General features: G+C 71.3%; 23 protein-coding genes. 13 read left to right on the top strand and 10 right to left on the bottom strand.

Annotated elements, in window-relative coordinates; translation table 11 throughout:
- Nucleotides 1-44 precede the first annotated feature (44 nt).
- From ABEB12_RS17445 to ABEB12_RS17435, 3 genes are all read right to left on the bottom strand, one after another.
- On the bottom strand, nucleotides 45-1,373 hold the full coding sequence (locus tag ABEB12_RS17445; protein ID WP_221497566.1) for an MFS transporter: 1,329 nt from the start codon (nucleotides 1,371-1,373) through the stop codon (nucleotides 45-47).
- A 110-nt stretch (nucleotides 1,374-1,483) separates the two neighbouring features.
- Nucleotides 1,484-2,500 carry a pentapeptide repeat-containing protein gene (locus tag ABEB12_RS17440; RefSeq protein ID WP_221497567.1) on the bottom strand — a complete coding sequence of 339 codons (1,017 nt, stop codon included), beginning with the start codon at nucleotides 2,498-2,500 and terminating at the stop codon, nucleotides 1,484-1,486.
- A 3-nt stretch (nucleotides 2,501-2,503) separates the two neighbouring features.
- Nucleotides 2,504-4,507 (bottom strand): SDR family oxidoreductase, encoded by a 2,004-nt coding sequence (locus tag ABEB12_RS17435; protein ID WP_185059375.1) that lies wholly within the window; start codon nucleotides 4,505-4,507, stop codon nucleotides 2,504-2,506.
- A gap of 134 nt (nucleotides 4,508-4,641) precedes the next feature.
- Here ABEB12_RS17435 and ABEB12_RS17430 point away from each other — a divergent pair, with 134 nt between their 5' ends.
- The gene (locus ABEB12_RS17430) at nucleotides 4,642-5,850 is read left to right on the top strand and encodes a YVTN family beta-propeller repeat protein (RefSeq protein ID WP_345702901.1); all 1,209 of its coding nucleotides are present in this window, start codon (nucleotides 4,642-4,644) and stop codon (nucleotides 5,848-5,850) included.
- Between the two features lie 295 nt (nucleotides 5,851-6,145).
- Here the strand turns inward: ABEB12_RS17430 and ABEB12_RS17425 are convergent, their stop codons facing one another.
- Together ABEB12_RS17425 and ABEB12_RS17420 are read right to left on the bottom strand one after the other, a co-directional pair.
- Nucleotides 6,146-6,910, bottom strand: coding sequence for a siderophore-interacting protein (locus tag ABEB12_RS17425; protein ID WP_185059377.1), 765 nt, complete (start codon nucleotides 6,908-6,910; stop codon nucleotides 6,146-6,148).
- Nucleotides 6,911-6,917: 7 nt separating this feature from the next.
- Nucleotides 6,918-7,544, bottom strand: a complete 627-nt coding sequence (locus ABEB12_RS17420) for a TetR family transcriptional regulator (protein ID WP_185059378.1) — start codon at nucleotides 7,542-7,544, stop codon at nucleotides 6,918-6,920.
- A gap of 44 nt (nucleotides 7,545-7,588) precedes the next feature.
- Here ABEB12_RS17420 and ABEB12_RS17415 point away from each other — a divergent pair, with 44 nt between their 5' ends.
- Nucleotides 7,589-7,954: a hypothetical protein gene (locus ABEB12_RS17415; protein WP_185059379.1), complete on the top strand. Its 366-nt coding sequence runs from the start codon at nucleotides 7,589-7,591 to the stop codon at nucleotides 7,952-7,954.
- Nucleotides 7,955-7,966: 12 nt separating this feature from the next.
- Nucleotides 7,967-9,349: an FAD-linked oxidase C-terminal domain-containing protein gene (locus tag ABEB12_RS17410; protein WP_185059380.1), complete on the top strand. Its 1,383-nt coding sequence runs from the start codon at nucleotides 7,967-7,969 to the stop codon at nucleotides 9,347-9,349.
- Here the strand turns inward: ABEB12_RS17410 and ABEB12_RS17405 are convergent.
- The gene (locus ABEB12_RS17405; RefSeq protein WP_185059381.1) at nucleotides 9,327-10,493 is read right to left on the bottom strand and encodes an MFS transporter; all 1,167 of its coding nucleotides are present in this window, start codon (nucleotides 10,491-10,493) and stop codon (nucleotides 9,327-9,329) included. The genes ABEB12_RS17410 and ABEB12_RS17405 overlap by 23 nt on opposite strands.
- A gap of 100 nt (nucleotides 10,494-10,593) precedes the next feature.
- On the opposite strand from ABEB12_RS17405, the gene ABEB12_RS17400 reads away from it, so the two are divergent.
- Complete coding sequence (locus tag ABEB12_RS17400; protein WP_185059382.1) at nucleotides 10,594-10,920, top strand: metalloregulator ArsR/SmtB family transcription factor; 327 nt, start codon at nucleotides 10,594-10,596, stop codon at nucleotides 10,918-10,920.
- Complete coding sequence (locus ABEB12_RS17395; protein WP_185059383.1) at nucleotides 10,917-11,942, top strand: PHP domain-containing protein; 1,026 nt, start codon at nucleotides 10,917-10,919, stop codon at nucleotides 11,940-11,942. Before ABEB12_RS17400 ends, ABEB12_RS17395 begins: the two co-directional genes overlap by 4 nt.
- Nucleotides 11,943-12,186: 244 nt before the next feature.
- On the opposite strand, the gene ABEB12_RS17390 is transcribed toward ABEB12_RS17395, so the two are convergent.
- Nucleotides 12,187-12,612: a hypothetical protein gene (locus ABEB12_RS17390; RefSeq protein ID WP_185059384.1), complete on the bottom strand. Its 426-nt coding sequence runs from the start codon at nucleotides 12,610-12,612 to the stop codon at nucleotides 12,187-12,189.
- Nucleotides 12,613-12,700: 88 nt separating this feature from the next.
- On the opposite strand from ABEB12_RS17390, the gene ABEB12_RS17385 reads away from it, so the two are divergent.
- The 3 genes from ABEB12_RS17385 (at nucleotide 12,701) to ABEB12_RS17375 (ending at nucleotide 15,861) form a co-directional block, all read left to right on the top strand.
- Nucleotides 12,701-13,291: a TetR family transcriptional regulator C-terminal domain-containing protein gene (locus ABEB12_RS17385; protein ID WP_185059385.1), complete on the top strand. Its 591-nt coding sequence runs from the start codon at nucleotides 12,701-12,703 to the stop codon at nucleotides 13,289-13,291.
- Nucleotides 13,292-13,399: 108 nt separating this feature from the next.
- Nucleotides 13,400-14,680, top strand: a complete 1,281-nt coding sequence (locus ABEB12_RS17380) for an MFS transporter (RefSeq protein WP_221497568.1) — start codon at nucleotides 13,400-13,402, stop codon at nucleotides 14,678-14,680.
- A gap of 2 nt (nucleotides 14,681-14,682) precedes the next feature.
- Nucleotides 14,683-15,861: an MFS transporter gene (locus tag ABEB12_RS17375; RefSeq protein ID WP_185059387.1), complete on the top strand. Its 1,179-nt coding sequence runs from the start codon at nucleotides 14,683-14,685 to the stop codon at nucleotides 15,859-15,861.
- On the opposite strand, the gene ABEB12_RS17370 is transcribed toward ABEB12_RS17375, so the two are convergent.
- Nucleotides 15,812-16,531 (bottom strand): enoyl-CoA hydratase-related protein, encoded by a 720-nt coding sequence (locus ABEB12_RS17370; protein WP_185059388.1) that lies wholly within the window; start codon nucleotides 16,529-16,531, stop codon nucleotides 15,812-15,814. The two genes, ABEB12_RS17375 and ABEB12_RS17370, sit on opposite strands and share 50 nt — an antisense overlap.
- A gap of 135 nt (nucleotides 16,532-16,666) precedes the next feature.
- Between ABEB12_RS17370 and ABEB12_RS17365 the strand changes: the two genes are divergently transcribed.
- The 3 genes from ABEB12_RS17365 to ABEB12_RS17355 all read left to right on the top strand — a co-directional run bounded on the left by ABEB12_RS17365 (nucleotide 16,667) and on the right by ABEB12_RS17355 (nucleotide 19,715).
- A complete protein-coding gene (locus tag ABEB12_RS17365) occupies nucleotides 16,667-17,905 on the top strand; it encodes an LLM class flavin-dependent oxidoreductase (protein WP_185059389.1) in 1,239 nt (412 codons plus the stop codon).
- Nucleotides 17,902-18,690, top strand: a complete 789-nt coding sequence (locus tag ABEB12_RS17360; protein ID WP_185059390.1) for an alpha/beta fold hydrolase — start codon at nucleotides 17,902-17,904, stop codon at nucleotides 18,688-18,690. Before ABEB12_RS17365 ends, ABEB12_RS17360 begins: the two co-directional genes overlap by 4 nt.
- Before the next feature lie 71 nt (nucleotides 18,691-18,761).
- Nucleotides 18,762-19,715: a DUF559 domain-containing protein gene (locus tag ABEB12_RS17355; RefSeq protein ID WP_185059391.1), complete on the top strand. Its 954-nt coding sequence runs from the start codon at nucleotides 18,762-18,764 to the stop codon at nucleotides 19,713-19,715.
- A 78-nt stretch (nucleotides 19,716-19,793) separates the two neighbouring features.
- Here ABEB12_RS17355 and ABEB12_RS17350 read toward each other — a convergent pair whose 3' ends face one another.
- Both ABEB12_RS17350 and asnB read right to left on the bottom strand, forming a co-directional pair.
- On the bottom strand, nucleotides 19,794-20,225 hold the full coding sequence (locus tag ABEB12_RS17350) for a MarR family winged helix-turn-helix transcriptional regulator (RefSeq protein WP_345702900.1): 432 nt from the start codon (nucleotides 20,223-20,225) through the stop codon (nucleotides 19,794-19,796).
- 6 nt (nucleotides 20,226-20,231) lie between these two features.
- A complete protein-coding gene (gene asnB, locus ABEB12_RS17345; protein ID WP_185059393.1) occupies nucleotides 20,232-22,073 on the bottom strand; it encodes an asparagine synthase (glutamine-hydrolyzing) in 1,842 nt (613 codons plus the stop codon).
- Between the two features lie 256 nt (nucleotides 22,074-22,329).
- Between asnB and ABEB12_RS17340 the strand changes: the two genes are divergently transcribed.
- The gene (locus tag ABEB12_RS17340) at nucleotides 22,330-22,947 is read left to right on the top strand and encodes a TetR family transcriptional regulator (protein ID WP_221497569.1); all 618 of its coding nucleotides are present in this window, start codon (nucleotides 22,330-22,332) and stop codon (nucleotides 22,945-22,947) included.
- A complete protein-coding gene (locus ABEB12_RS17335) occupies nucleotides 22,944-23,804 on the top strand; it encodes a phytanoyl-CoA dioxygenase family protein (protein ID WP_185059394.1) in 861 nt (286 codons plus the stop codon). Before ABEB12_RS17340 ends, ABEB12_RS17335 begins: the two co-directional genes overlap by 4 nt.
- Nucleotides 23,805-23,919: the final 115 nt, after the last annotated feature.

Genomic DNA, 23,919 nt, shown 5'->3' with positions numbered 1-23,919 from the left:
CCGCACCCCGGGGGCGGGTGTCCGGATTTGCTGCCCGATCGTGGTCAGGTGGTGGCGACGGACTCCTCGGCGTCGTCCAGGTCGTGTTGGTAGGTCTCGGTGAGCAGGTACGTGCAGACCACGGCGATCGCCGACACCAGGATGATGTAGAGCGAGATCGGCGTGGTGCTGCCGTAGGTCTGCAGCAGCCACGTGGCCAGCAGCGACGAGATCGCCCCGCCGAACAGTGCGCCGAGCTGGTAACCCAGCGAGGCGCCGCTGTAGCGCATCCGGGCGTTGAACAGCTCGGCGAAGAACGCGGCCAGCGGGCCGTACATGATGGACATGACGGTCAGGCCCACGGTCAGCCCGATGGTCATGCCCCACACGGTGCCGGTGTCCAGCAGCCAGAACAGCGGGAAGCCCCAGAGGCCGGTGAGGACAGCGCCGGTGAGGTAGATCTTGCGCCGGCCGATCCGGTCGGACAGTGCGGCGAAGCCGGCCAGTGCCGGGATCTGCACCAGCGAGGCGATCGCAATGGCCAGCAGCACGTCGCCCTGGTCCATCTTGAGGATGTTCTTGCCGTAGTGCTGGCTGAACGTGATGTACAGGTAGAACACGGTGTTGATCACGGTGAACGCCCCGCCGGCCAGCAGCACCCGCTGCCACGACGAGCGCAGCACCTCGACCACCGGCGACCGGCTGACCGTGGTCTCGCCCTCGGCCGCGAGCTTCTGCAGCGTGGTGAAGGCGGGCGTCTCCTCGAGCTTGCGGTGCGCGTACAGGGCGACCAGGACCAGCAGCACGCTGCCGATGAACGGGATGCGCCACCCCCAGTCCAGGAACGCCTGTGGGCTCACCGCCTGGCTGACGAAGAAGAACGCCACGTTGCCCAGCAGCACACCGATCGGGACACCGATCTGCGCGAAGCTCCCGTACAGCCCGCGCTTGTGCTTGGGCGCGAACTCGGTGGCCAGCAGCACCGCGCCGCCCCACTGGCCGCCGACCGCGAGACCCTGCACGAACCGCAGCACGGTGAGGATGATCGGCGCGGCGACGCCGATCGCGGCGTAGCTGGGCAACAGGCCGATCAGCACGCTGGCCGCCGCCATGGTGAGCAGCGCGGCCAGGAAGGCCTTCTTGCGGCCGGCCCGGTCGCCGAAGTGGCCCCAGATGATCCCGCCGACCGGCCGGGCCACGAAACCGACGCCGAACGTGGCGAAGGAGAGCAGCACGCCGGTCGCGGGGTCGGCGTTGGGGAAGAACAGCTTGGGGAACACCAGGGCGGCGGCGGTGCCGTAGAGGAAGAAGTCGAACCACTCGACGCTGGCGCCAACCAGGCTGAGCGAGGCGACCTTTCGGATGGAGCGTTCGTCCAGGCTGGGGCTACTCACGGGTCCCTCCCAGGGGCCGGTGCAAAAATTAAGGCACAAAGTAACCCGCATCACACCCTGAGAGGAAGCTCAACTAGTGCACCCTTAACCTAAGTGGTGTCGGACGCCGCTCAGTGGAAGTCGGCGGCGTGCCGGGGCCGGTCGGTCACCGGCTCGGGCGCCCCCTCGACCCGGACCGTCCAGGTGGCGGGTTCGCCGAGCTTGACCGTGGTGCCGGGGGTTACCGTGATCGTCCGGTACGGCGCCCCCGAAACGGGCACGGGTGCGGCGTCCCGCAGATCCGCGAACACCCGCGTGGTCGTGTCGGCGGTCTCCCAGGCGTCGGCGATCTCCACGTGCCGCAGCGAGATCCCGCTGTCGAACCGGGTACCGCGCAGCTCCGTACGCCCGTGGAAATGGGCCCAGGAGAACAGCACCGGATCGGTGAACCGCGCGCCGGACATGCGGGTGATGCCGTACAGCCGCGCGCGCCGGGCGGTGAGCCGGCCGACCCGTCGGTCGATCAGGTTGAGGTACTCCAGGCGCGCGCCGCTGAGGTCCAGGTCGTAGTTCGGTGCATCGGGATCGGACGCCGACGGCAGCAGGTCGGTGATCAGCCTCTGCGCGGTGCGGCGCACCTCGCGCCGCCCGTCTACGCGAGCGATGTCCAGCTCCGGAGACGGCGCCTCCGGAGCGAGCTCCGCCTGGTGCGGATCGGCCGGCAGCACCGCGAAGCTGGGGTGGCCGAACGGCTGCCGCAGGTAGGCGCACAGCACGTCGAGCACGGTCTGGGTGTATCGGGGGCGGTCGCGGGCCAGGCCGGCCAGCACGTGCAGTGCACCCACCCGCACCTGGTCCGCGTCGTGCCCGAGCAGCTCTACCGCCTTGGCGAACCGCTCGTCCGCGACCCGTTCCCGGTCCACCTCGGCGCGCCCGCGTTCCACCTCGTGCCGGGCCTCCTCGGTGCGCCGGCGGCGGTCGTTGATCCACAGCGCGTAGAGCGCCACGATCGCCGCCCCGGCCAGGCCACCGGTCTTCAGCGCCTCCGCCTTGGGTACGCCGGGATCACCCAGCAGCCAGCCCCCGACCAGCGCGAACGCGCCGAGGGACAGCGCCAGGGTGACGCCGAGCAGCCAACCTCCGCGCACGCCTTACCAGTGCACGCCGGGCAGCACCCGGGCCATCGCCCGCGCGCCCCGGGAGAGTGCGCTCATCTCGGTGGCCGCGCTGTCCGCGTCACCCCGCGCCGCCGCCGAGTCGGGGAACACCCGGTAGGCCACGTGCAGCACGGCGTCCACCGCGCGCGGGGCGACCGTGTAGGCCAGCGAGCCGAGCGTGCCCAGCGTGGTGCCGATGTGCTTGGGCCGGCGTTCCAGCGCCTCCATCACCATGTCCGCCGCCTCTTCCGGCGAACGGGTGGGGAAGGCCTTGTAGATGTTGGTCGGCGCGATCATCGGCGTGCGCACCAGCGGCATGTGGATGGTGGTGAAGGTGATCCCGTCGCCGAACGTCTCGCTGCCCACCACCCGGGTGAACGCGTCCAGCGCGGCCTTGGAGCCGAGGTAGGCGGAGAACCGGGGCGGGTTGGTCTGCACGCCGATGGAGGAGATGTTGACGATGTGCCCGAACCGCCGCCGGCTCATGTGCGGCAGCAGCGCCATGGTCAGCCGCACCGCGCCGAAGTAGTTGATCGCCATGGTGCGCTCGTAGTCGTGGAACCGGTCGTAGGACAGCCGGACCGAGCGGCGGATGGACCGGCCGGCGTTGTTCACCAGCATGTCCACCCCGTCGTAGTCGGCCAGCACGCGGCTGACCAGCTCGGACACCGAGTCGGCGTCGGTGATGTCGCAGGTGTAGACGCTGGCCCGGCCGCCGGCCTCCTCGATCTCGCCGCGCACCTTCTCCAGCTCGTCCCCGCGCCGGGCCACCAGCAGCGGGATGCCGCCGGCCTTGGCCACCCGCAGCGCGGTCTCCCGGCCGATGCCGGAGGAGGCACCGGTGATCATCACCGTGCGGCCGTCCAGCTGGCCGTGCGGGCCGGGCCGGCGGGCGCGGTTGCGGTCCAGGTGCTTGCGCCAGTAGGCGTAGAGCGTGCCGGCGTAGTCGGCGAAGTCCGGGCAGTACACGTCGGTGCCGGCCAGCGCGGCGCGCGTGTCGGTGTCGTCGAACACCGTCTCGAAGGTCATGTGCGGCAGCACCTCGGGCGGGATGCCCAGCTCGGTGATCACCGCGTCGCGCAGCTCCACCACCTCGGGGACCCGGCCGAGCAGCCCGCCGACGAAGTCGGCCACCGCCCGGGCCGGCGCGGCCACGGCATCCGGGATGGCCCGGGTGAGCTGGGGCGCCCCGGCGGCCGCCGCCAGCGCGTTGTACACGTCCACCAGCGGTTGCGGCCGCGGCGAGACCAGGTGGAACGCCCGGCCGTCCAGGCCCTCACGGTGGATCAGCACGTCCATCGCGTCGGCCACGTAGTCCACCGGGACGATCGTGGTCGCCCCCAGGTCGGGCACCGGGATGCGGGCCAGCGAGCCGGTGGTGCCGGCGATCTTGGCGATCCAGTCGATGCTGGGCAGCAGGTAGTACGGGCCGTCCACCTTGTCGATCTCGCCGGTGCGCGAGTCGCCGACCACGATGGCCGGCCGGTACACCCGCCACGGCACGGCGGTCTGCCCGCGCACCAGTGCCTCGGCGGCGAACTTGGTCGAGTGGTAGGGCGAGCCGAGGTGCTGGCCGGCGTCGAAGTCCGCCTCGGTGAACCGGCCCCGGTAGTCGCCGGACACCGCCACGCTGGACACGTGGTGCAGGCAGCCGGCCCCGATCCGCTCGGCCAGCTCGATCACCCGGCGGGTGCCCTCCACGTTGGCCGCCCGGTTGGCCGCGTCGCTGGCGGTCATGTCGTAGACCGCGCCGAGGTGCACCACGTGGTCGACGCCTTGCAACGACTTCCGGTCGGCGTCGCTGAGCCCGAGGCCGTCCGCGGTGAGGTCCCCGCGCACCGCGCGCAGCCGCTCGTGGCCGGGCAGCCCACCGGTCCGGCTGGCCAGCCGTTGCGGCGAGCGCACCAGACAGGTGATCTCGGCGTCGGTGTGCCTGAGCAGCCGGGCCAACAGGTGCCGCCCGAGGAAGCCGGTACCGCCCGTGACCAGGTAACGCATGATGTACTCCAAGCTCGGCCGCTGTGGGCTGCCAGTCTGCCACGGAGATCGCGGTCGCCGGGTAGCTCCGGCGGCTGAGAGTGCTCACAAGTGATCGCGGATCGCTCTCCCGCTGCCGGCTACGCTTGCCCGCCGTGTCCCTGTCCCGCGCGGTAGCGCTCTCGGCCTGCGTGATCACGCTGGGGCTGGCCGGTTGCGCCGAGGACTCGTCGCAGGTCCTGCCCGCCCCGATGCCCCCATCGACGGCGAACTCCGCCCCGGAGGTGACGACCGGGCCGGCCCAGCCGGTGGACCCGGTCGGGAACCCGCTCCCCGGCATGCCGCCGGTGACCGACCCGCACAACGTGTACGCCCACGCCGGCGCCGGCATGCTCAACGCCACGGCCCGAGCGGCGAAACCGCTGGTCTACGTGCCGCACACCAAGTCGGGCGATGTCTGGGTGATCGACCCGGCGAACTTCGCCGTGGTCGGCCGCTACCCGGCCGGCATCGAGGTGCAGCATGTGGTGCCGGCGCACGACATGAAGATGCTCTACGCCACCGACGACCTGGGTAATACGGCGACCCCGTTCGACCCCTCGACGGGGAAGCCGCTGCCGCGCATCCCGGTGATCGACCCGTACAACATGTACTACGCGCCGGACGGGTCGGCGGCGATCGTGGTCGCGGAGGCGCGCCGCAAGCTGGTCTGGTACGACCCGGCGACCTGGAAGATCGTGGCCGAGACCCCCACCCCGAACTGTGCCGGAATCGACCACGCCGACTTCACCCCGAACGGTCGGATCGGGGTGTTCACCTGCGAGTTCGACGGGCGGGTCGCGGTCGTGGACATTCCCGGCCGCCGGCTGCTGCGCATGCTGGACATGCCCAAGCGCAACAAACACATGGGGCCGCAGGACATCAAGCTGGCCCCGGACGGCTCGGTGTTCTTCATCGCCGACGCCGAGCAGAACGGCCTGTGGGTGCTCGACGGCGCGGCCACCAAGGTGCTCAGGGAGATCCCCACCGGGCGCGGCGCGCACGGCCTCTACCTGGACCGGGAGGCGAAACGGCTGTTCGTCACCAACCGGCACGAGGGCTCGGTGAGCGTGCTGGACGCCTACACCGGCGCACCCCTGGCCAAGTGGACCATCCCGGGCAACGCCAGCCCGGACATGGGCGGCCTGACCGCCGACGGCAAGCAGCTCTGGCTGTCCGGCCGCTACGACAACGCGGTCTACGTGCTGGACACCGCCACGGGGAGCCTGATCCGCCGCATCCCGGTCGGCAGCGGCCCCCACGGCCTGTGCGTCTGGCCCCAACCCGGCCGCTACTCCCTAGGCCACACCGGCATAACCCGCTAACCCCACCCCACCCACCCGGCGAGTCGGGGATTCAGGCACGGTGTGTCGGGGTTTCGTGCACGGTGTGTCGGGGTTTGAGGTACGGAGTGTCGGGGATCTGGGTACGGAGAGTCGGGATTTGAGGTACGGCCCCGACTGCCGGCCCCGGCTCCGAGAGGGCACACGTCGCATCTGAAGTGACTGAATCAGTGTGCTGGAGTGACTGAACCACTGTGCTGGGGTGACTGAATCAGTGTGCTGAAGTGACTGAATCAGCGTGCTGAAGTGACTGAACCACTGTGCTGGAGTGACTGAATCAGCGTGGGGGGCGGGCGCGCCAGTAGCCGGTGGCGTAGATCATGCGGCGGGGGACGGCGCGCTCGTCCAGCAGGTGGGCGCGGATGTCGCGGACGGCGGTGGACTCGGCGGACAGCCACGCCTGGCAGGTTCCCTCGGGCAGGGTCGCCGAGGTCACCGCGTCGGTCAGCGGGCGGCCGGGTGGGGCGTCGGCGCGGTGCAACCAGTGCGCCCGGGTTTGAGCGGTCAGTGGCAGGGACTGTTCTTCCGCCGCGTCGGCGACCTCGACGAACACGGTGATCGGCCCGCCGAACGAGCCCAGTGCGGACAACACCGTGCAGATCGCCGGCAGCGCCGACTCGTCACCGATCACCAGGTGGTGATCCACGGTCAGGTCCGGCTGGTAGCGGCCGCCGGGCTCGGAGATGCCCACCCAGTCACCGGGCTGGGCGCGCAAGGCCCACTCGGCGGCCGGTCCGGCGGCGGTGTGCAGCACGAAGTCCACGTCCAGCTCGCCGGCCTCGGCGTCGTGCCGGCGCACGGTGTAGCTGCGGATCACCGGCCGGGGCTCGCCGGGTGGCCAGATCGGCCCGCCCGAGGAGGCGCGCGGCATGGCCGGCCGGTCCTGCCCGGCCACCGGGAAGAACAGCTTGATCCGCTGGTCCGGCCCGAACGCCGGGTAGCCGGCCAGCTCGTCGCCGCCGAGCGTCACCCGGGCCATCTTGGGCGTGACCATCCGGGTGCGCAGCACGCGCAGCGTGCGATGGGCGTTGTACTCCGACATTTGCGGCCTATTGTGTCGCGTCACCCCGGGAACGCTGCCGCCCGGCCATGCCGTGCCAGACCATGTCCATCAGGTACTCGGTCGCCTCGTCGGCGCTGATGTCCCCGCGCCGGCCGCGCCACAGCGCCAACCGCTCGCTGGCCCCCACGATGACCTGCGCGTATCCCTCGATCCGGCGCGGGTCCGCGCCCGGCGCCTGGAAGCCCAGCAGCTCGGAGATCAGCTCGGTCTGCTGGTTGCGAATGCCCTCGAGGGCGGCCACGGCGGCGCCCAGCGGCTTGGTGTTCTCCTCGTAGAGCAGGGTCCAGGCCCCGCCCCGGGAGTCCAGGAACTCGAAGAACGCGCGGAACCCCTGGCGGGCCATCTCCTCCTGGCTGCTCGCCCCGGCCACCGCCTTGGAGGTGACCGCGAGCAGCTCCTGCCTGGCCCGCGCCATGCAGGCCAGCAGCAGCCCCTCCTTGGAACCGAAGTGGTCGTAGAGCACCGGTTTGGTGACGCCGACCCGCTCCGCGACGGCTTCCATCGAGGCCGCCTGGTACCCCCGCTCACCGAACACGGCGTCAGCGGCGTCCAGGATCTGCTTCTCCCGCTCCTCTCGGCTGACCCGCCGGCGAATCGGTTTCCCGCTGTTCACCGGTTCAGCCTATCGCAGTGTGTTACCTCAAGTAGCTTTGTTGGATGAGCACGATTCTCTTCCACAACACCATGAAGATCACCGAAGGTCATCTCGACGGCTTCCGCGCGGCGGTGCGCCGGGCGGTGGAGTTCGTGGAGGAGCACGGTCCGCAGCTGATGGTGCAGGTGTTCATCGACGAGGAAGCGATGGAGGCGCACAGCTTCCAGCTGTACCGGGACTCGGCGGCGGTGCTCGCGCACTGGGCGATGTCCGACCCGTACATCCAGGACGTGATGGAGCACTGCACGGTGCGGTCCTTCGAAACTTACGGTGAGATGTCGGAAGAGGTGCTGGACGGCCTCCGCACGGGCCTCGCCGGCCGGGCGGCGATCAGGCCCTGGCTCACCGGTTTCACGCATTTCGACTGAGGAGGGCCGCCCATGTCAGCATCGGACGTCGTCACCGCGCTGCGGGCCGCCGTACCGGCCGACCGGGTGCTCACCGACCCGGACCTGACCTCGGGTTACGCGCACGACGAGGCGGAGTGGGCGCCCTACGGGGAACCCGCCGCCGTGGTCCGCCCGCGCTCCACCGAGGAGGTGGCGGCGGTGGTCCGGGTGTGCGCCGAGCACGGCGTGCCGGTGGTGCCGCGCGGCGCGGGGACCGGGCTCTCCGGCGGGGCCAACGCGGTCGCCGGCGGCGTGCTGCTCAGCCTGGAGGCGATGCGGGAGATCATCCGGATCGACGCGGGGGAACGGCTCGCCGTGGTCCAGCCGGGGGTGGTGAACGACGAGCTGCGCGCGGCCGTGGCCGGCCAGGGGCTGTGGTACCCGCCCGACCCGGCCAGCGCGCCGTGGTCCACCATCGGCGGCAACGTGGCCACCAACGCGGGCGGCCTCTGCTGCGTGAAGTACGGCGTAACCAGGGACTACGTGCTCGCACTGGAGATCGTCACGGCGTCCGGCGAGGTGCTGCGGGTGGGGCGGCGGACCGCCAAGGGCGTCTCCGGGTACGACCTGGTCGGGCTGCTGGTCGGCTCCGAGGGCACGCTGGCCGTGGTCACCGAGGTGACCGTGCGGCTGCGCCCGGCCCGCACCGCGCCGACCCGCACCGTGGTCGGCTTCTTCGACACGCTGAGCGCGGTGGGCGACGCGGTCGCCGGGGTGACCGCCGCCGGCCTGCAACCGGCCATCTTCGAGCTGATCGACCGGCACTGCCTGCGCGCCGTGCAGGAGTGGAAGCACATGGACCTGCCGTCGGACGCGGCGGCGCTGCTGCTCGCGCAGACCGACCTCCCGGGACTCGCCGGCGAGGAGGAGGCGGCGGCGATCCTGGCCGAGTTCGACCGGGCCGGTGCGCGGGACGCGATGGCGTCCACCGACGAGGTGGAGGCGGAGGCGCTGTTCGACGCGCGCCGGCTGGCCTACCCGGCGCTGGAGCAGCGCGGGGACGCCCTGCTCACCGAGGACGTCTGCCTGCCGCGCGGCCAGCTGGCGGTGATGTTGGCGCGGGTCGAGGAGATCAGCGCCCGGCACCGGGTGCCGATCGCCAACGTGGCGCACGCCGGCGACGGCAACCTGCACCCGGTGATGATCACGCCGATGGGCGACGAGGCCGCGCGGGTGCGCTCCCAGGCGGCGTTCGAGGAGATCGTGGACGCGGCCATCGACCTGGGCGGCACGGTCACCGGTGAGCACGGCGTCGGCACGCTCAAACGGCGGGGCATGGAGCGCGAGCTCGGCCCCGGCGTGGTCGCCCTGCAACGCGCCATCAAGGCCGCCTGGGACCCGGCCGGCATCCTCAACCCCGGGAAGTTCGTGTAGTCATCACGCCACCGGCCAGCACCAATACCGCCGCCAGTGGGGCGAGCCAGGCGGCGCCGAGCAGGCTCAGGCCGAGCCCGCCGACCACCCCGGACAGCGACACCGCCAGGTAGATCGCGGACTGGTAGAGCGAGGTGGCCACCGACTGCGCGGTGGGCGCCAGCGCGACCAGCTCCTGTTGCTGCGGCGTGGTGATGGAGAACGACAACCAGCCGCTGACCAGTACGGCCAGCAGCGCGATCGGCAGGCCGGCGTCCCGGGCCAGTGGCACCGCGAGGAACACCGCGGCCAGAGCGAGGGTGGCGGCGAGGATCACCCGGCGCGGGCCGACCCGGTCGGCCAGCGTCCCGGCGAGCAGGTTCCCGGCGGTGCCGGCGACGCCGTACCCGAGCAGCAGCAGCGCGATCAGCTCGCCCCGCTCGCCGGTGGCCGGGGCGTACACCGCGCTCAGGTAGGTGTAGGGCAGGTACACCCCGACGAAGATCACCACCGAGCGGACCAGCAGGCCGAGCACCCGCCGGTCGGTGAGCGGGGCCAGTCGGGCGCGCAGGCCGCTCGACCCGGCCGGGGCGGCGATCGCCGGCAGCAACACCCAGACCAGCACGGCCGCGACCAGGCCGAGCGCGGTGACGAACCAGATGGTGGCCCGCCAGTCGGCGACGGTGCCGATCGCGGTGCCCAGCGGCGCGCCCAGGATCAGCGACGAGGTGATGCCCAGCATCACGATGGCGATCGCCCGGCCCCGGTGCGACTCGCCGGCCAGCGCGGCGGCGGTGGCGCTGGCGGTCGCGGTGAACAGGGCCGCGCCGGCCGCCGCGATCACCCGGGAGGCCAGCACCAGGCCGTAGTCCGGGGCGAGCGCGGTGAGCACGTTGCCCACGGTGAACGCGGCCAGGGCGACCACCAGTGCGCGCCGCCTCGGCCAGTCCGCCGTGAGCACCCCGAGCGGGACGGCGGTCAGCGCGTAGGCCAGCGAGAAGACCGTCACCAGTTGGCCGGCCGCCGCCAGGCTGACGCCCAGCGACCCGGCGATGGCGGGGAGCACCCCGGCGATCACGAACGCGTCGGTGCCCACGGCGAACGTGCCGAGCGCGAGGACGGCGGTTCGCCCGCGCCAGTGGGTGGCTTGCTCTACGGCGGTCATGCGCGTGGCCTCTCTTCCGATGGACGTCGTAATACGATGAGTATCGTAACTAGTAATTCCGATGTCCATCGGAATTGGCTCGAAGACCTAGGATGACCCCGTGGGCGAGACCCTGTTGCCGCAGCCGGACCTGGACGAGGTGGACATCCAGACGGTGCTGGCCGCGCTGGCCGATCCGGTGCGGTTGCGAATCGTGCGCGAGCTGGACCGAGTGCGGGAGTCCACCTGCACGGCGCTGGACGTGCCGGTCAAGGTGTCCACCGTGTCGCACCACCTCGGTGTGCTGCGCGAATGCGGCGTCGTCTCCACCCGGGTGGACGGCAACGCCCGGCCCAGCCGACTGCGCCACGACGACCTGGAGCGCCGGTTCCCCGGGTTGCTGCGCGCCGTCGTCGGCGCCACCCCGGCCCGGGAAACGGTGCGATGACCGCCCGGGACCCGGTCGCCGACCTGCGCCGGATCGCCTTCCTGCTGGAGCGCAAGCACTCCTCCAGCTACCGGGTGCGGGCGTTCCGCACCGCCGCGAACGTGCTGGCTACCCGGGACGACCTCGCGGGGTTGGTCCGGGGCCGGGGGCTGGCCTCGGTGAAGGGCGTCGGGAAGACCACCGCGCGCTGCGTCGAGCAGTCGCTGGCCGGCGAGGAGCCCGACTACCTGCGCGAGCTGGAGGCGTCACCCGAGCCGGACAAGGCCTCCCGGATCCCACCCATCCCGGTGCTGACCGGTGCCGCCGCCGAACTGCGCGCGGCGCTGCGCGGCGACTGCCACACCCATTCCGACTGGTCGGACGGCGGCTCGCCGATCGAGGAGATGGCGCTCACCGCGCGATCACTGGGGCACGAGTACGTGGTGCTCACCGACCACTCGCCCCGGCTGACCGTGGCCAACGGGCTGTCGGCGGACCGGCTGCGCCGCCAGCTGGACGTGGTCGCCGAGCTGAACCAGTCGCTCGCCCCGTTCCGCATCCTCACCGGCATCGAGGTGGACATCCTGGAGGACGGCGCGCTGGACCAGCAGGAGGCGCTGCTCGCCGAGCTGGACCTGGTGGTCGCCTCGGTGCACTCCAAGCTGCGCATGCCGGCGGCCGAGATGACCGAGCGGATGCTCACCGCCGTGGCCAACCCCCTGGTGACCGTGCTCGGTCACTGCACCGGACGCATGGTGGTCGGCGACCGCAAGCGCCCGGAGTCGGCATTCGACGCCGACGCCGTGTTCGACGCCTGCGCTTCGCACGGGGTGGCGGTGGAGATCAACAGCCGCCCGGAACGCCTGGACCCGCCGCGCCGCCTGATCCGCACCGCGCTGGCCGCCGGCTGCGACTTCTCCATCGACACCGACGCGCACGCCCCCGGCCAGCTCGACTGGCTCCCCTACGGATGCGCCCGAGCCGCCGACTGCGGCGTCCCACCCGACCGCATAATCAACACCCGCCCCCACCCCACCCCCTAACCCACCAGCGAGTCGGGGATCCAGGTACGGCGAGTCGGGGATCTGGGTACGGCGAGTCGGGGATCTGGGTACGGCGAGTCGGGGATCTGAGTACGGCGAGTCGGGGATCTGAGTACGGCGAGTCGGGGATCTGAGTACGGCGAGTCGGGGATCTGAGTACGGCGAGTCGGGAACCCGGGTACGGCGAGTCGGGGATTCAGGTACGGCGAGCCGCACCGGAATGTCCGTCGCGTGCCCGGCGAGATCAGTTGGACGGCCCACGGGCCAGCAGGTCGGCGTAGCCGCACAGTCGAGTGGGCAGCGCGGCCGAACTGAACTCGCCGGTGTCCAGCCACCGGGACAGCTCGCGCGCGTCCTCCTCGCCCCTGATCGGGCCGATCAGCAGCGAAGGCCCCGAAGGCCGGCGGGACGGATGACAGGGCTGGATCATCGCCGCGCGCCCCGAGGCGGCCTCGTTCCCGGATGTGGGCTCGGCCCCCGCTGCCGGCTCGGTCCGCGCCGCGCGGGCGGCGGGGCAGAGCAGCGGGCCGAGCAGGCATCCGGTGACCACCAGCACACCGTGCTCGGAGCGGCGCGTGGCGTCGGCCAGCACGTGATCGACCGGACCGCGCCGCCGGGTTCCTCCGGTGCACCCGTCCGCCCGGCACAGCGCGAGCGTGAAACCAGTCATGGCCCGAACCCTAATCTATAACGATATTCGTTTCCAACAGTGAGAGAATCTGAAACGATCGGTCAAGCAACGTGTTACGCTCGGCGATGTGGCACGCACGCGGGAGTTCGACCCGGACCAGGTGCTCGAACGGGCCATGCGCCTGTTCTGGCTCAAGGGCTACTCGGCAACCTCGATCTCCGACCTGGTGGAGCATCTCGGCATCGGGCGGGCCAGCCTCTACGCCACCTTCGGCACCAAGCACGAGCTCTACCTCGCCGCCCTGGACCGGTACATCCAGCAACACGACCCCGACGTGCTGGAGCTGCTGGCCATGCCCGGCCCGGTGCTGCCGGCGATCCGGGCGCTGCTGGACGGCTACCTGGCGCCACCCCCGGCCGACGACCCCAAGGGCTGTATGGTGGTGAACGCCGCCGTTGAGTGCCCGCCCGATGATCACGCGGTGCGCCGGCGGATCGATCTGAGCTGGGGTTCCCTGGAGACCGCTCTCACCTCCGCGTTGTTGCGCGCACGGGCCCAGGGGGAGATCCCCGCCGGTGCGGACGCCGCCCAGCTGGCCAGGTTCCTGATGGTGCTCATGCAGGGCATGCGGGTGACCGGCAGCGCCGAGGGCGGCGCACGCCGGGCCGGCGACGCCGCGATCCTCGCCCTGCGCACGCTGGGTTCACCGACCGCCTAGTCCCGGCCGCGCCGCCGCGACCGGACAGACAATCAACCAGTCCCGAGGGAGTTCAGCGTGACCGAATTAAAGACTGATCGTTCTAAAAAGACTAGGCTCCCCACGCCCGTGTACGTGCTGAGCGGGGGGATCTTCGTGCTCGGCAGCACGGAGTTCGTGGTCGCCGGGTTGCTACCGGAGCTGGCCGCCGACCTGCGCGTATCACTGCCCGAAGCCGGCCTGCTCATCTCGGCGTTCGCGGTGGCGATGGTGATCGGTGCGCCGGTGCTCGCGGTGCTCACCCTGCGGCTGCCCAGGAAGGCGACGCTGATCGGTTCGCTCGGGTTGTTCGTCGCCGGCCAGGTGCTCGGCGCGGTGGCGCCCGACTACCCGGCGATGATGATCGGCCGGATCGTCACGGCGGCCGCCACCGGCGCGTTCTGGGCGGTGGCCAGCGTGGTGGCGGTCGGGCTCGCCGAGGCCACCGGTCCCGGGCGCCGGGCGCGCGCGATGGCCCTGCTGATGGGCGGGCTGACGGCGGCGAACGTGCTCGGGGTCCCGCTCGGCACGGTGCTGGGGCAGCACCTCGGCTGGCGCGCCACGTTCTGGGTGATCGGCGGAGCGGCGGTGGTGGCCGCACTCGCGGTCTGGCGGGTCCTGCCCCGCGAGCGGGTGGGCTCGGGTGCGCTGTCCGGCGGTTTGCCGCGGGGCAAGGCGGTCGGTCGCGTGCCCTCCGGCGTGCCGGGGTGCGCCGAAAACGTCAACTCGGTGACCGGAGAACGTCGACTCGGTGACCTGGGAACGCCGACTCGCGGGAGGGGTGGGGGTCTGCGGGCGGAGGTCGGGGCGTTTCGGGGCGGGCGGCTGTGGGTGGCGCTGGCGACCACCGCGGTTTTTGAGGCAGGGGTTATGGGGGCGTTTACGTATCTTGCGCCGGTGGTGACCGACGTTGCCGGGTTCGGGGCGGGGGCGGTGCCGATGGCGTTGACCTTGTACGGGGTGGGGTCGCTGGCCGGGATCCAGTTGGGTGGGCGGTTCGCCGACGCGTATCCGTGGCGAACGCTGTTCGCCGGGCTCGCCGCCGTGGCCGGGATCCTGCTCGCCATCGCCGAGGCGGCCGGCGTCGGAGCGGTGACCCTGGTCGCGGCGTTCGGGATGGGGGTCGCGGTGTTCGTCGCGGCCACCCCGCTGGCCGCGCGCGCCCTCGCGCTGGCCGGGCCGGCGCCCACGCTGGCCAGTGCGGTCAACGTGTCCGCGTTCAACGTGGGCAACACGCTCGGGCCGTGGCTGGGCGGGCTGGTGATCGCCGCCGGCTGGGGCTTCCGGGCGCCGGCCGCACTGGGCGCCGGGCTGCTGGCGGTGGCCATCGCCCTCGGCCTGGTCTCGCGCGCGCTGGACGGGAGGCGGTGAGCATGTCGCGGATCGTGCTCACCCTGATGCTGTGCGTGTTCGGCATCACCACCGGCGAGTTCGTGATCGCCGGCATCCTGCCGGACGTGGCCGCCGACCTGGCCGTGTCCATCCCGGCGGCCGGCCTGCTGGTCACCGCGTACGCGCTGGGCATGATCGTCGGCGGGCCGGTCCTGACCGCGCTGACCGCCCGCTTCCCCCGCAAACCACTGATCACCGCGCTGCTCGGCGTGGCCGTGGCCGGCAACCTGGCGTCCACGCTGGCGCCCGGGTACCCGGTGCTATTCGCCGCGCGGGTGATCAGTGCCTGCGTGGTGGCCACGTTCTTCGCCAACGCCATCGTGGTCGCGGCGGCCAGCGCCCCGCCGGACCGCCAGGCGTCCACGGTGGCCAAGCTGGCCCTGGGCATGAACCTGGCGATGATCCTGGGTGCCCCGCTGGGCACCGCGATCGGGCACGCCCTGGGCTGGCGGGCCACCTTCGCCGCGATCACCGCCGTGTGCCTGGCCGGCCTGGTACTGGTGTGGCGCCTGGTGCCGATCGGTCTGCCGGAACGACCGAACCAGCGTGCTGAAGTGACTGAATCAGGCTTGGGGGTGCGGTCCGAGCTGCGGGTGTTCGGGGAGCGGGACGTGCGGCTGGCCATCGCGCTCACCGCGGTGGGCAATGCCGGGCTGCTGGCCGTGTTCACCTACCTGGCGCCCCTGCTCACCGGGGTCGCCGGCTTCCCGGCCGAGGCGGTCGCCGGGTTGCTGCTGGTCTACGGGGTGGGCGCCGCGCTGGGCAACCTGGCCGGCGGGTGGCTGTACGACCGCGCGCCGTCGGCCTCCATGCCCGGGCTGCTGGCCCTGCTCACCGCCGTGTTGGCGGTGGCGTGGCTGGTCGGCCGACACCCGGTGCCGGCCGCGGTGACCGTGTTCCTGCTCGGCGCGGTGGGTTTCGCGGTGATCCCGGGCATGCAGGCGCGGGTGCTCAGCGCGGCGGCGGAAGCACCCACCCTGGCCATCGCGGTGAACGCCTCGGCCTACCAGGTCGCCGCCGCGTTCGCCGGCTGGCTGGGCGGGCGGGTGATCGACGCCGCCGGCGTGCGGCCGATCTACCTGGTTGCGGCGGCGGTCACCGCGGCGGGGTTCATGCTGGCGGTGTACTCGGGAAGACGGACGCGAACTCCCGCACGCTGATGTCCGCCCCGGCGGCCAGCCCGGTGTTCTGCCACACCTCGAACAGCCGCTTCTGCGCCGCCATCGCCGCCGGGGCGTGCCCGGTCACCCGCGCCAGCATCTCCTCGGTCCCCTCGGCCAGCAGTTCCGGGGCGACCAGCGCGTTGCACAGCCCGCTGGTTGCGAACCGCTCCACCGGGTACATGTCGCCGGTCAGGATGATCTCCTTGGCCAACGAGAGCCCGACGTGTTGGGCGAGCAGCGCGGCGTCGGCGATGGAGGGGATGCCCACCTTGATCTCGGGCAGGCCGAACGACGAGCGGGTGGTCACCACGCGCAGGTCACAGGCCATGGCCAGCTCGAAGCCGACGCCGATGCAGTAGCCGTCCACGGCGGCCAGGGTGGGCACGGGCACCGTGCGCACGGCGGCCAGCATGTCCCGCACGTCCGAGATGAACGAGCGCGCGGACTCCCGGTCCAGCGCGGGGAAGGTGTCCAGGTGCATCCCGGCGGTGAAGGAACGCCCGCCGGCGCCGGTGAACACCACCGCGCGTACGTCCGGCGCCAGGTCCAGCACCGTGTCGCGGAGCGCGCGGATGTCCGCCGGGCGCAGCGCGTTCAGCTTGGCCGGGTTGTGCAGTGTCACGCGCAGGACGTCTTTGGATCGTTCCAGCAGGACTGCCTCACTCAACGTGTTCGCTCCTCCGGTGCAGCGGGCCGATGCACCAAGGTGCACTTCCGGTACGGCCGCCCGCGACGTAGCGTGACTTTGGTAACAGAGATCTCGTCAGTCGTCATGTGAGTGTCGAAAGACCGGGGACAGACAATGAAGTCGATCTTCTTCCATCTCATGCCGTACCGCGACCTGCCGGCGGACTTCGAAACCAAGTACGACAGCATCTGGATCACACCACCGAACACCGAGCTGTGTGATCCGAAAAAGGTCGCCCAGTACTACCAGTGGAACCTGGACGAGCTGGAGCTGGCCGACCGCCTCGGCTTCGACGGCGTCGGGGTGAACGAGCACCACCAGAACGGCTACGGGTTCATGGCCTCGCCGAACCTGATGGCCGCCTCGCTGGCCCGCCGGACGCCGAACAACTCGGCGATCATGGTGCTGGGCAACACGCTCGCGCTGTACTCGCCGGCCACCCGGGTGGCCGAGGAGTTCGCCATGCTGGACGTGCTGTCCAACGGCCGGCTGGCCGCCGGGTTCCCGGTGGGCACGTCCATGGACGTCAACTTCTGCTACGGCATCACGCCCACCGAGACCCGGCCGAGGTTCCGCGAGGCCGAGGAACTGATCATCAAGGCGTGGACCGAGCCGGGGCCGTTCACCTTCAACGGCCAGTACAACCAGCTGCGCTACGTGAACCCGTGGCCGCAGCCGCTGCAGAAGCCGCACCCGCCGGTGTGGCTGGCCGGCGGCGGTTCGGTGGAGACCTGGGACCTGGCCGCCCGCCGCGACTACACCTACAGCTACCTGAGCTTCTTCGGCGCCAAGTTCGGCCAGAAGCTGATGGATGGCTTCTGGTCGCGGATGGACGAGCTGGGCATCGACCGCAACCCGTTCCGCGCCGGCTTTGCCCAGCAGATCTGCGTCTCGGAGACCGACGAGCGGGCCGAGCAGGAGTACCTGGAGCACTGCTCGTACTTCTTCAACAAGTGCCTGCACATCCCCCCGTACTTCTTCGAGGCGCCGGGCTACCGCACCCGCAAGAGCACCGAGTTCGCCATCAAGACCAACCAGCCGGGCGCGATCGCCGCCTCGGCCGCGCTGGAGAAGAACTGGAAGACCCTCAACGAGGAGGGCTTCATCATCGCGGGCAGCCCGGCCACCGTGGCCGACCGGCTGATCGAGGCGGCCAAGCGGCTGCGGGTGGGCAACCTGCACGCGCTGCTCCAGATCGGCTCCATGCCGCACGACCTCACCGAGAAGAACATCACGCTGTTCGCCGAGGAGGTCATCCCGCGCATCCGGCACATCTGGGACGACGAGGGCTGGGAGCACAAGTGGTGGCCGCAGGGGGCGGCCGACCGGTCCAAGCAGGAGGCGGCCGCATGACGACCACCGAACACGTCACCGAGCGGCTGGTCCCCGCGCTGAACGGCAAGATCCAGGTGCGCGTGCTGGTGGCCGGCACCGGGTCGCCGGTGCTGTTCCTGCACGGCGCCGGCGGGTTGCTCTGGGACCCGTTCCTGGAGGCGCTGGCCGGCCGGCACACCGTGTACGCGGTGGAGCACCCCGGCGCGGGGGAGTCCGACGCGCTCAGCCACCTGCCCGGGATCTGGGAGCTGGTGCTGCTCTACGACGAGCTGCTGGACGGGCTGGGACTGGAGCGGACGGCCGTGGTCGGCCACTCGTTCGGCGGCATGGTGGCCACCGAGCTGGCCGCGAACAGCCCGCGCCGGGTGTCCAAGCTGGCCCTGCTCGCGCCGATCGGGCTGTGGCGGGACGACGCGCCCATCCCGGACATCGCCGGCATCCCGCCGGAGACGCTGCCCGAGCTGGTGCTCGCCGATCCCAAGTCACCACTGGCGGACATGCTGACCCCGCCGGCGGACGACCCGCAGGCCCTGTTCGAGGCCGCCGTGCGCATGGCCAGCGTGCTGCACTTCATCTGGCCGCTGCCGGACAAGGGCCTGCGCCGGCGCATCCACCGGGTCTCCGCGCCGACCCTGCTGGTCTGGGGCGAAAAGGACCGCCTGGTCTCGCCGGTGTACGCGGAGGAGTTCGCGTCCCTGCTGCACGACTCGCGCACGGTGCTCATACCCGACGCCGGCCACCTCCCCCAACTGGAGCAGCCCGAACCCACTCGCCACGCTGTCCTGGAGTTCCTCGGGGAGTAGCACCGGCCTCGCGGCACCGGCTGATCAACTCATCCTGGGAGACGTTTCGGCGCTTGGAAACGTCCCCCAGGATGAACTCGGCGAATCTCGTCGTTCCGACCCCGCCGACGGCGGCGGTACGCGACGCTTTCCAGATGCTGAACGGGCCGTTCCGAGGCAGCGAAGCGCTGGCCGCCGGGCTAGTGAGCTATCGGCGGCTGCACGGCGCGGGTTACCGGCGGCTGTTCCCGGACGTCTATGTTCACGCGACCGCGCCGCTAGATCTCCTGACCCGCTCGCGGGCGGCGTATCTGCTGGTCCGCGACCGCGGCGGCGCGCTCGCGGGCTACTCGGCGGCCGCACTGCTCGGCGCCGACTGTGCTCCTCGGGACGCACCGGCCGAGGTGATGGTGCCCCGGTACCTGCGCGCGTTCCCCAACCTGCGGGTGAGCTACGGCCGGCCGGAAACGGCCGACGTGGAGTTGGTGTCGGGCTGTCTGGTGACGACGCCGGAACGCACCGCGTGGGACCTGGCGCGCCGATCGCCCCTGGTCGAAGCAGTGGTTGCCGTCGACGCAGTGGCGCACAAGCGGTTCGAGCCCGCGGATCTGTTGACGCGCCGGGCAAAACACCCCGGCGCGCGGGGCTGCCGCCGACTCGACGAGGTGGTGCGACTGTCGAACCCGCGCGCGGAGTCACCCATGGAGACCCGTTTACGCTTGGCGCTCCTCGCGGCCGGGCTCCCGGTGCCGGAGGTGCAGTACGACATCCTGGATCGGGACTGGTGGTTGGTCGCCCGGGTCGACCTGGCCTACCCGGACGCGAAGCTGGCGATCGAATACGACGGCGCACCGCATTTCGACGCTCGGCAACGCGCGCAGGACCTCCACCGGGACAACGAGCTGGCCCGTTACGGCTGGCACACCATGCGGATCGACCGCCGCCAGGCCACCACTGGTCTTGAGCGCACCATCAGTAACGTCCGTTCCGTGTTGAAACGCCGAGTTCATCGCTGGAGACGTTTGCCCGCCTCAGAAGGTCTCTGAAGATGAACTCGGCGCGGGGACGGGCCGCGGCTGGCGAACTCGGCGCGCGAGATGGGGTGTGGCTGGCGCGGCGGCCCGTCAGGGCGACGGCGCTGTCCGGTCGGCCAGGGCGAGGAAGACGGGGGCGGCGTCGAGGACGGCGGTGCGGTCCTCGGGTGGCACCGTGGCCAGTAGCTCGGCCAGCACTTCGGCTTCGCCCCGGGCGACGGAGCGGAGTGTGCGTAGGCCCTCTTCGGTGGGGGCCACGTACACCCCGCGCCCGTCGTTCGGATCCGGCGCGCGGCTGACCAGGCCGTTCTGCCGCATGGTGGCGACCACCGCGGTCGCCGTCGGCTGTGAGCAGGGGATGCGCACGGCCAGCTCGCCGATGCGCATCGGGCCGTGCTGGGTGAGCAGGCCGAGGACGATGAGCTGCGTCGGCGGCGTCGCGCCGTCCCCGCTGGCTCGGCGCAGCCCCCGCAGCAACCGGTGCAAGGCGATCACCAGCGGCAGGGTCTCCTCAGCACTCACCACACTTCAGGACAATTTCAGCACCGGGTGGTAGATGTCCAGCCACAGCGCCAGGTCCAGGGTGCGCTCCAGGCCCTTGCGGGCGGCCTGGGTGATCTCCGCGGTGTCCCGCCGCACCTCGCCGGCCAGCCAGGCCCGGTTCACGATGTCGAACACCGGGTGGTTCGGCCGGGACAGGTACTCGCTGGCGTTGCGGCGCAGGTTCACCAGGTAGCCGGGGTCCTGGGTGGACGGGTAGGGCGACTTCACCCGGTCGGCCACCGACCGGGGCAGCACGTCCCGGGTGGCCTCGCGCAGCAGCGACTTCTCCCGGCCGTCGAACGACTTCACCGCCCACGGCGCGTTGTACACGTACTCCACCAGCCGGTGGTCGCAGAACGGCACCCGCACCTCCAGCCCGACCGCCATGGACGCCCGGTCCTTGCGGTCCAGCAGGATCCGCACGAACCGGGTCAGGTGCAGGTAGCTGATCTTGCGCATGGTCCACTCGAGGTCGGACTCGCCGTCCAGCCGCTGGATGTCCGCGACCGCGTTCCGGTAGCTGTCCTGGACGTAGCCGCGCACGTCCAGCTGGCGGCGCAGCTCCGGGTTCAGGATGGACAGGTCGTCGCCGAAGTGCCGGTCGTAGCGCACCAGCCAGGGGAAGGTCAGCCCCTCGCGCGCCCGGGGGTCGAAGAACTGCTGGTAGCCGCCGAACACCTCGTCCGCCGACTCGCCGGACAGCGCCACCGTGGAGTGCCCCCGGATCGCGGCGAACAGCAGGTACAGCGAGGCGTCCATGTCGCCCATGCCGGCCGGCATGTCCCGCGCGCGGATCATCTTGGACCGCACCGCCGGGTCGGCCAGCTCGTCCGAGTCGAGCACGATGTCCCGGTGCTCGGTGCCGGAGCGGGCCGCCACGTCGTGCACGTACGGCGTGTCCGGGGTGGCGCGCAGGTCGTCGGGCACGAAGTTCTCCGTCTGCCCCACGAAGTCCACCGCGAAGCTGCGCACGGTCTCGCCGACCTCGCCCAGCTGTTTCGCGGCGATGGCGGTCATCGCGGAGGAGTCCAGCCCGCCGGAGAGCAACGTGCAGCGCGGGACGTCGGCGACCAGCTGGCGGCGCACGATGTCGTCCAGCAGCTCCCGCACGTGGCCGATGGACGCGTCCCGGTCGTCGGTGTGCTCGCGGGTGCGCAGCGTCCAGTACCGGCTGGTCCGGATGCCCTGCGCGGTCACCGACACCACGGTGCCCGGCTCCACCTCGCGCATGCCCTCCCACACCGCGTGGCCCGGGGTCTTGATGAACGCGAACAGCTCGCGCATGCCGTCGAGGCCCACGGTGTGCTCGGCCAGCGGGTTGGCCAGGATGGCCTTCGGCTCGGAGCCGAACAACACGCCGTCCGAGGTGGGGTAGTAGTAGAACGGCTTGATCCCCATCCGGTCGCGGATCATCACCAGCCGCTCGGTGCGGGAGTCCCAGACGGCGAACGCGTACATGCCGTTCAGCCGTTCCGCGACCGAGGCGCCCCATTCCAGGTAGCCGCGTAGCACCACCTCGGTGTCCGACCGGGTGATGAACCGGTGGCCCCGGGCGCTCAACTCCGCGCGCAGCTCGGTGAAGTTGTAGGCCTCGCCGGAGTAGACGATCACCACCGGGCCGTCCGGGGTGTCCGCCGTCATCGGTTGCCGTCCGCCGTCCAGGTCGATGATGGCCAGCCGCCGGTGTCCCAGCGCGACGTGTTCGGCCACCCAGGTGCCCTCGTCATCCGGGCCCCGACAGGCCATCGTCTCGGTCATCGCGTCGATCGCCTCCTGCTGTTTACGCAGGTCACGGCCGTACGACAGCCACCCGGTGATTCCGCACATCGTGTCCTCCCGTGTTCCTGTATGCCCCTCCAGGTGAGTGATCTTTCTGTAACTGACCGTACAACTACTTTCGCTAACTATCTAGTTTGTTTCATGAGAGTTCGTTGACAACTAAGTTGAGTTCAGCTCAAACTTGATTCAGTGCGTTCAGCACGGTGATTCAGTGGGTTCGGCACGGTGATTCAGTCACTTTCGGCATGCCGAACCGACTGAATCACCCTGCTGAAGTGACTGAATCGGGACGGCGAGGGGGTGGGTGCGTGTGGTGACGGTGATGGCCAGGGGCGAGGCGGCGCGGCGGCGGTTGTTGGCGGCCGCGATCGCCGAGCTGGCCGAGCACGGCGAGCTGGAGGTGGCCTCGGTGGCGCGTCGCGCCGGAGCGAGCGTGGGCCTGCCCTACCGGTACTTCGGCAGCCGGTCCGGCCTGCTCTCCGCCGTGCTCGCGGACTTCCACGACCGGTTGGACGAGCAGGTCATGTCGCCGCGCTTCCCCGGCGACAACTGGCTGGACCGGGAGCACGCCCGGCTGGTGGCCTGGGTGAACTTCCTCTACGAGGACCCGCTCACCCCGGTCACGCTGGGCCGGGGCACCGGGGACGGGGAGGTCGCCGCCGTCGCGCTGCGCCACCTGCACCTGGTGATCGAGGAGGGCGCGCGCAACATGGCCGCCGGCCAGCGGAGCGGGGACATCCCGGCGGACCGGGACCCCGGCCTGTGCGCGGCCGCCGTGCTCGGCGGGGTGCACACCACCGTGGTCAGCGCGCTGACCCGGGAACCCCGGCCGGACCGGGAGGTACTCGTCCGGGAGCTGTGGACGTTCGTGAAGAGCGCGGTCGGCCGGCCGGACTACGTGGCGAAAGGAGCAGAGGGATGAGGGCGACGCAACCCGAGGTGCACAGCGTGGAGGACCTGGCCAAGGACCTGGCCCGGCGGCACCGCGCGCAGGTCAGCGGCGGCGCGTCGGTGGCCCCCGAGGTGGTCGAACGGGACCTGGCCGCGCTGCGCCGGGACGGCTTCGTGGTGCTGCCCGAGCTGATCCCGGCCGACGAGCTCGCCGTGATCCACGCCGAGCTGGACGAGCTGCTCGGCCCGATGGGCCGCAACAACTTCGAGGGCCACCTGACCCAGCGCGCGTACAGCCTGCTCGGCAAGACCCGGGCGGCCGACCGGCTGGTGGACCACCCCCGGGTGCTGGCGCTGCTGGACCGGCTGCTGATGCCCAACTACCTGCTCTCCCAGCTGCAGGTGATCAAGATCCTGCCCGGGGAGAGCGGCCAGCTGCTGCACGCGGACGACTCGTTCTACCCGGTGCCCCGCCCCCGGCCGGCGCTCTCCGCCGCGACCATCTGGGCGATCGACGAGTTCACCGGGGACAACGGCGCCACCGTGGTGCTGCCGGGCAGCCACGAGTGGGGTGACGACCGGCGGCCCGTCTCCGGGGACGTTCCGGTTCCGGCGGTGATGCCGGCCGGGTCCTGCGTGTTCTTCCTGGGAACGCTGTGGCACGGCGGCGGGGCGAACCGCTCGGCGGCGCCGCGCACGGCGGTCACCGCGCAGTACTGCGAGCCGTGGTTGCGCACCCAGGAGGCGTTCACCCTGTCCGTGGACGCCGATACCGCGCGCGCCGTCTCCCTGGACATCCGCCGGATGATCGGCTACAGCATCCACCCGCCCTTCGTCGGCGCGGTGAACGGCATGCACCCCGACCGCCTCCTCACCCAGGAGCCCTGACCAGCTCGGGGAAACTCGGCTGACGGCGGAAGGGGAGCCGGCTAGGTTCGGGTGGAACCCACGACAGGAGGCGGCATGCGGCGGGAGTCCGAAGTCATCGGCCACTTCGCGACTC

The sequence above is a fragment of the Actinospineispora eucalypti genome (assembly GCF_039543365.1).
Classification (GTDB): domain Bacteria; phylum Actinomycetota; class Actinomycetes; order Mycobacteriales; family Pseudonocardiaceae; genus Pseudonocardia; species Pseudonocardia eucalypti.
This window is presented reverse-complemented; position numbering and strand designations above follow the sequence as displayed.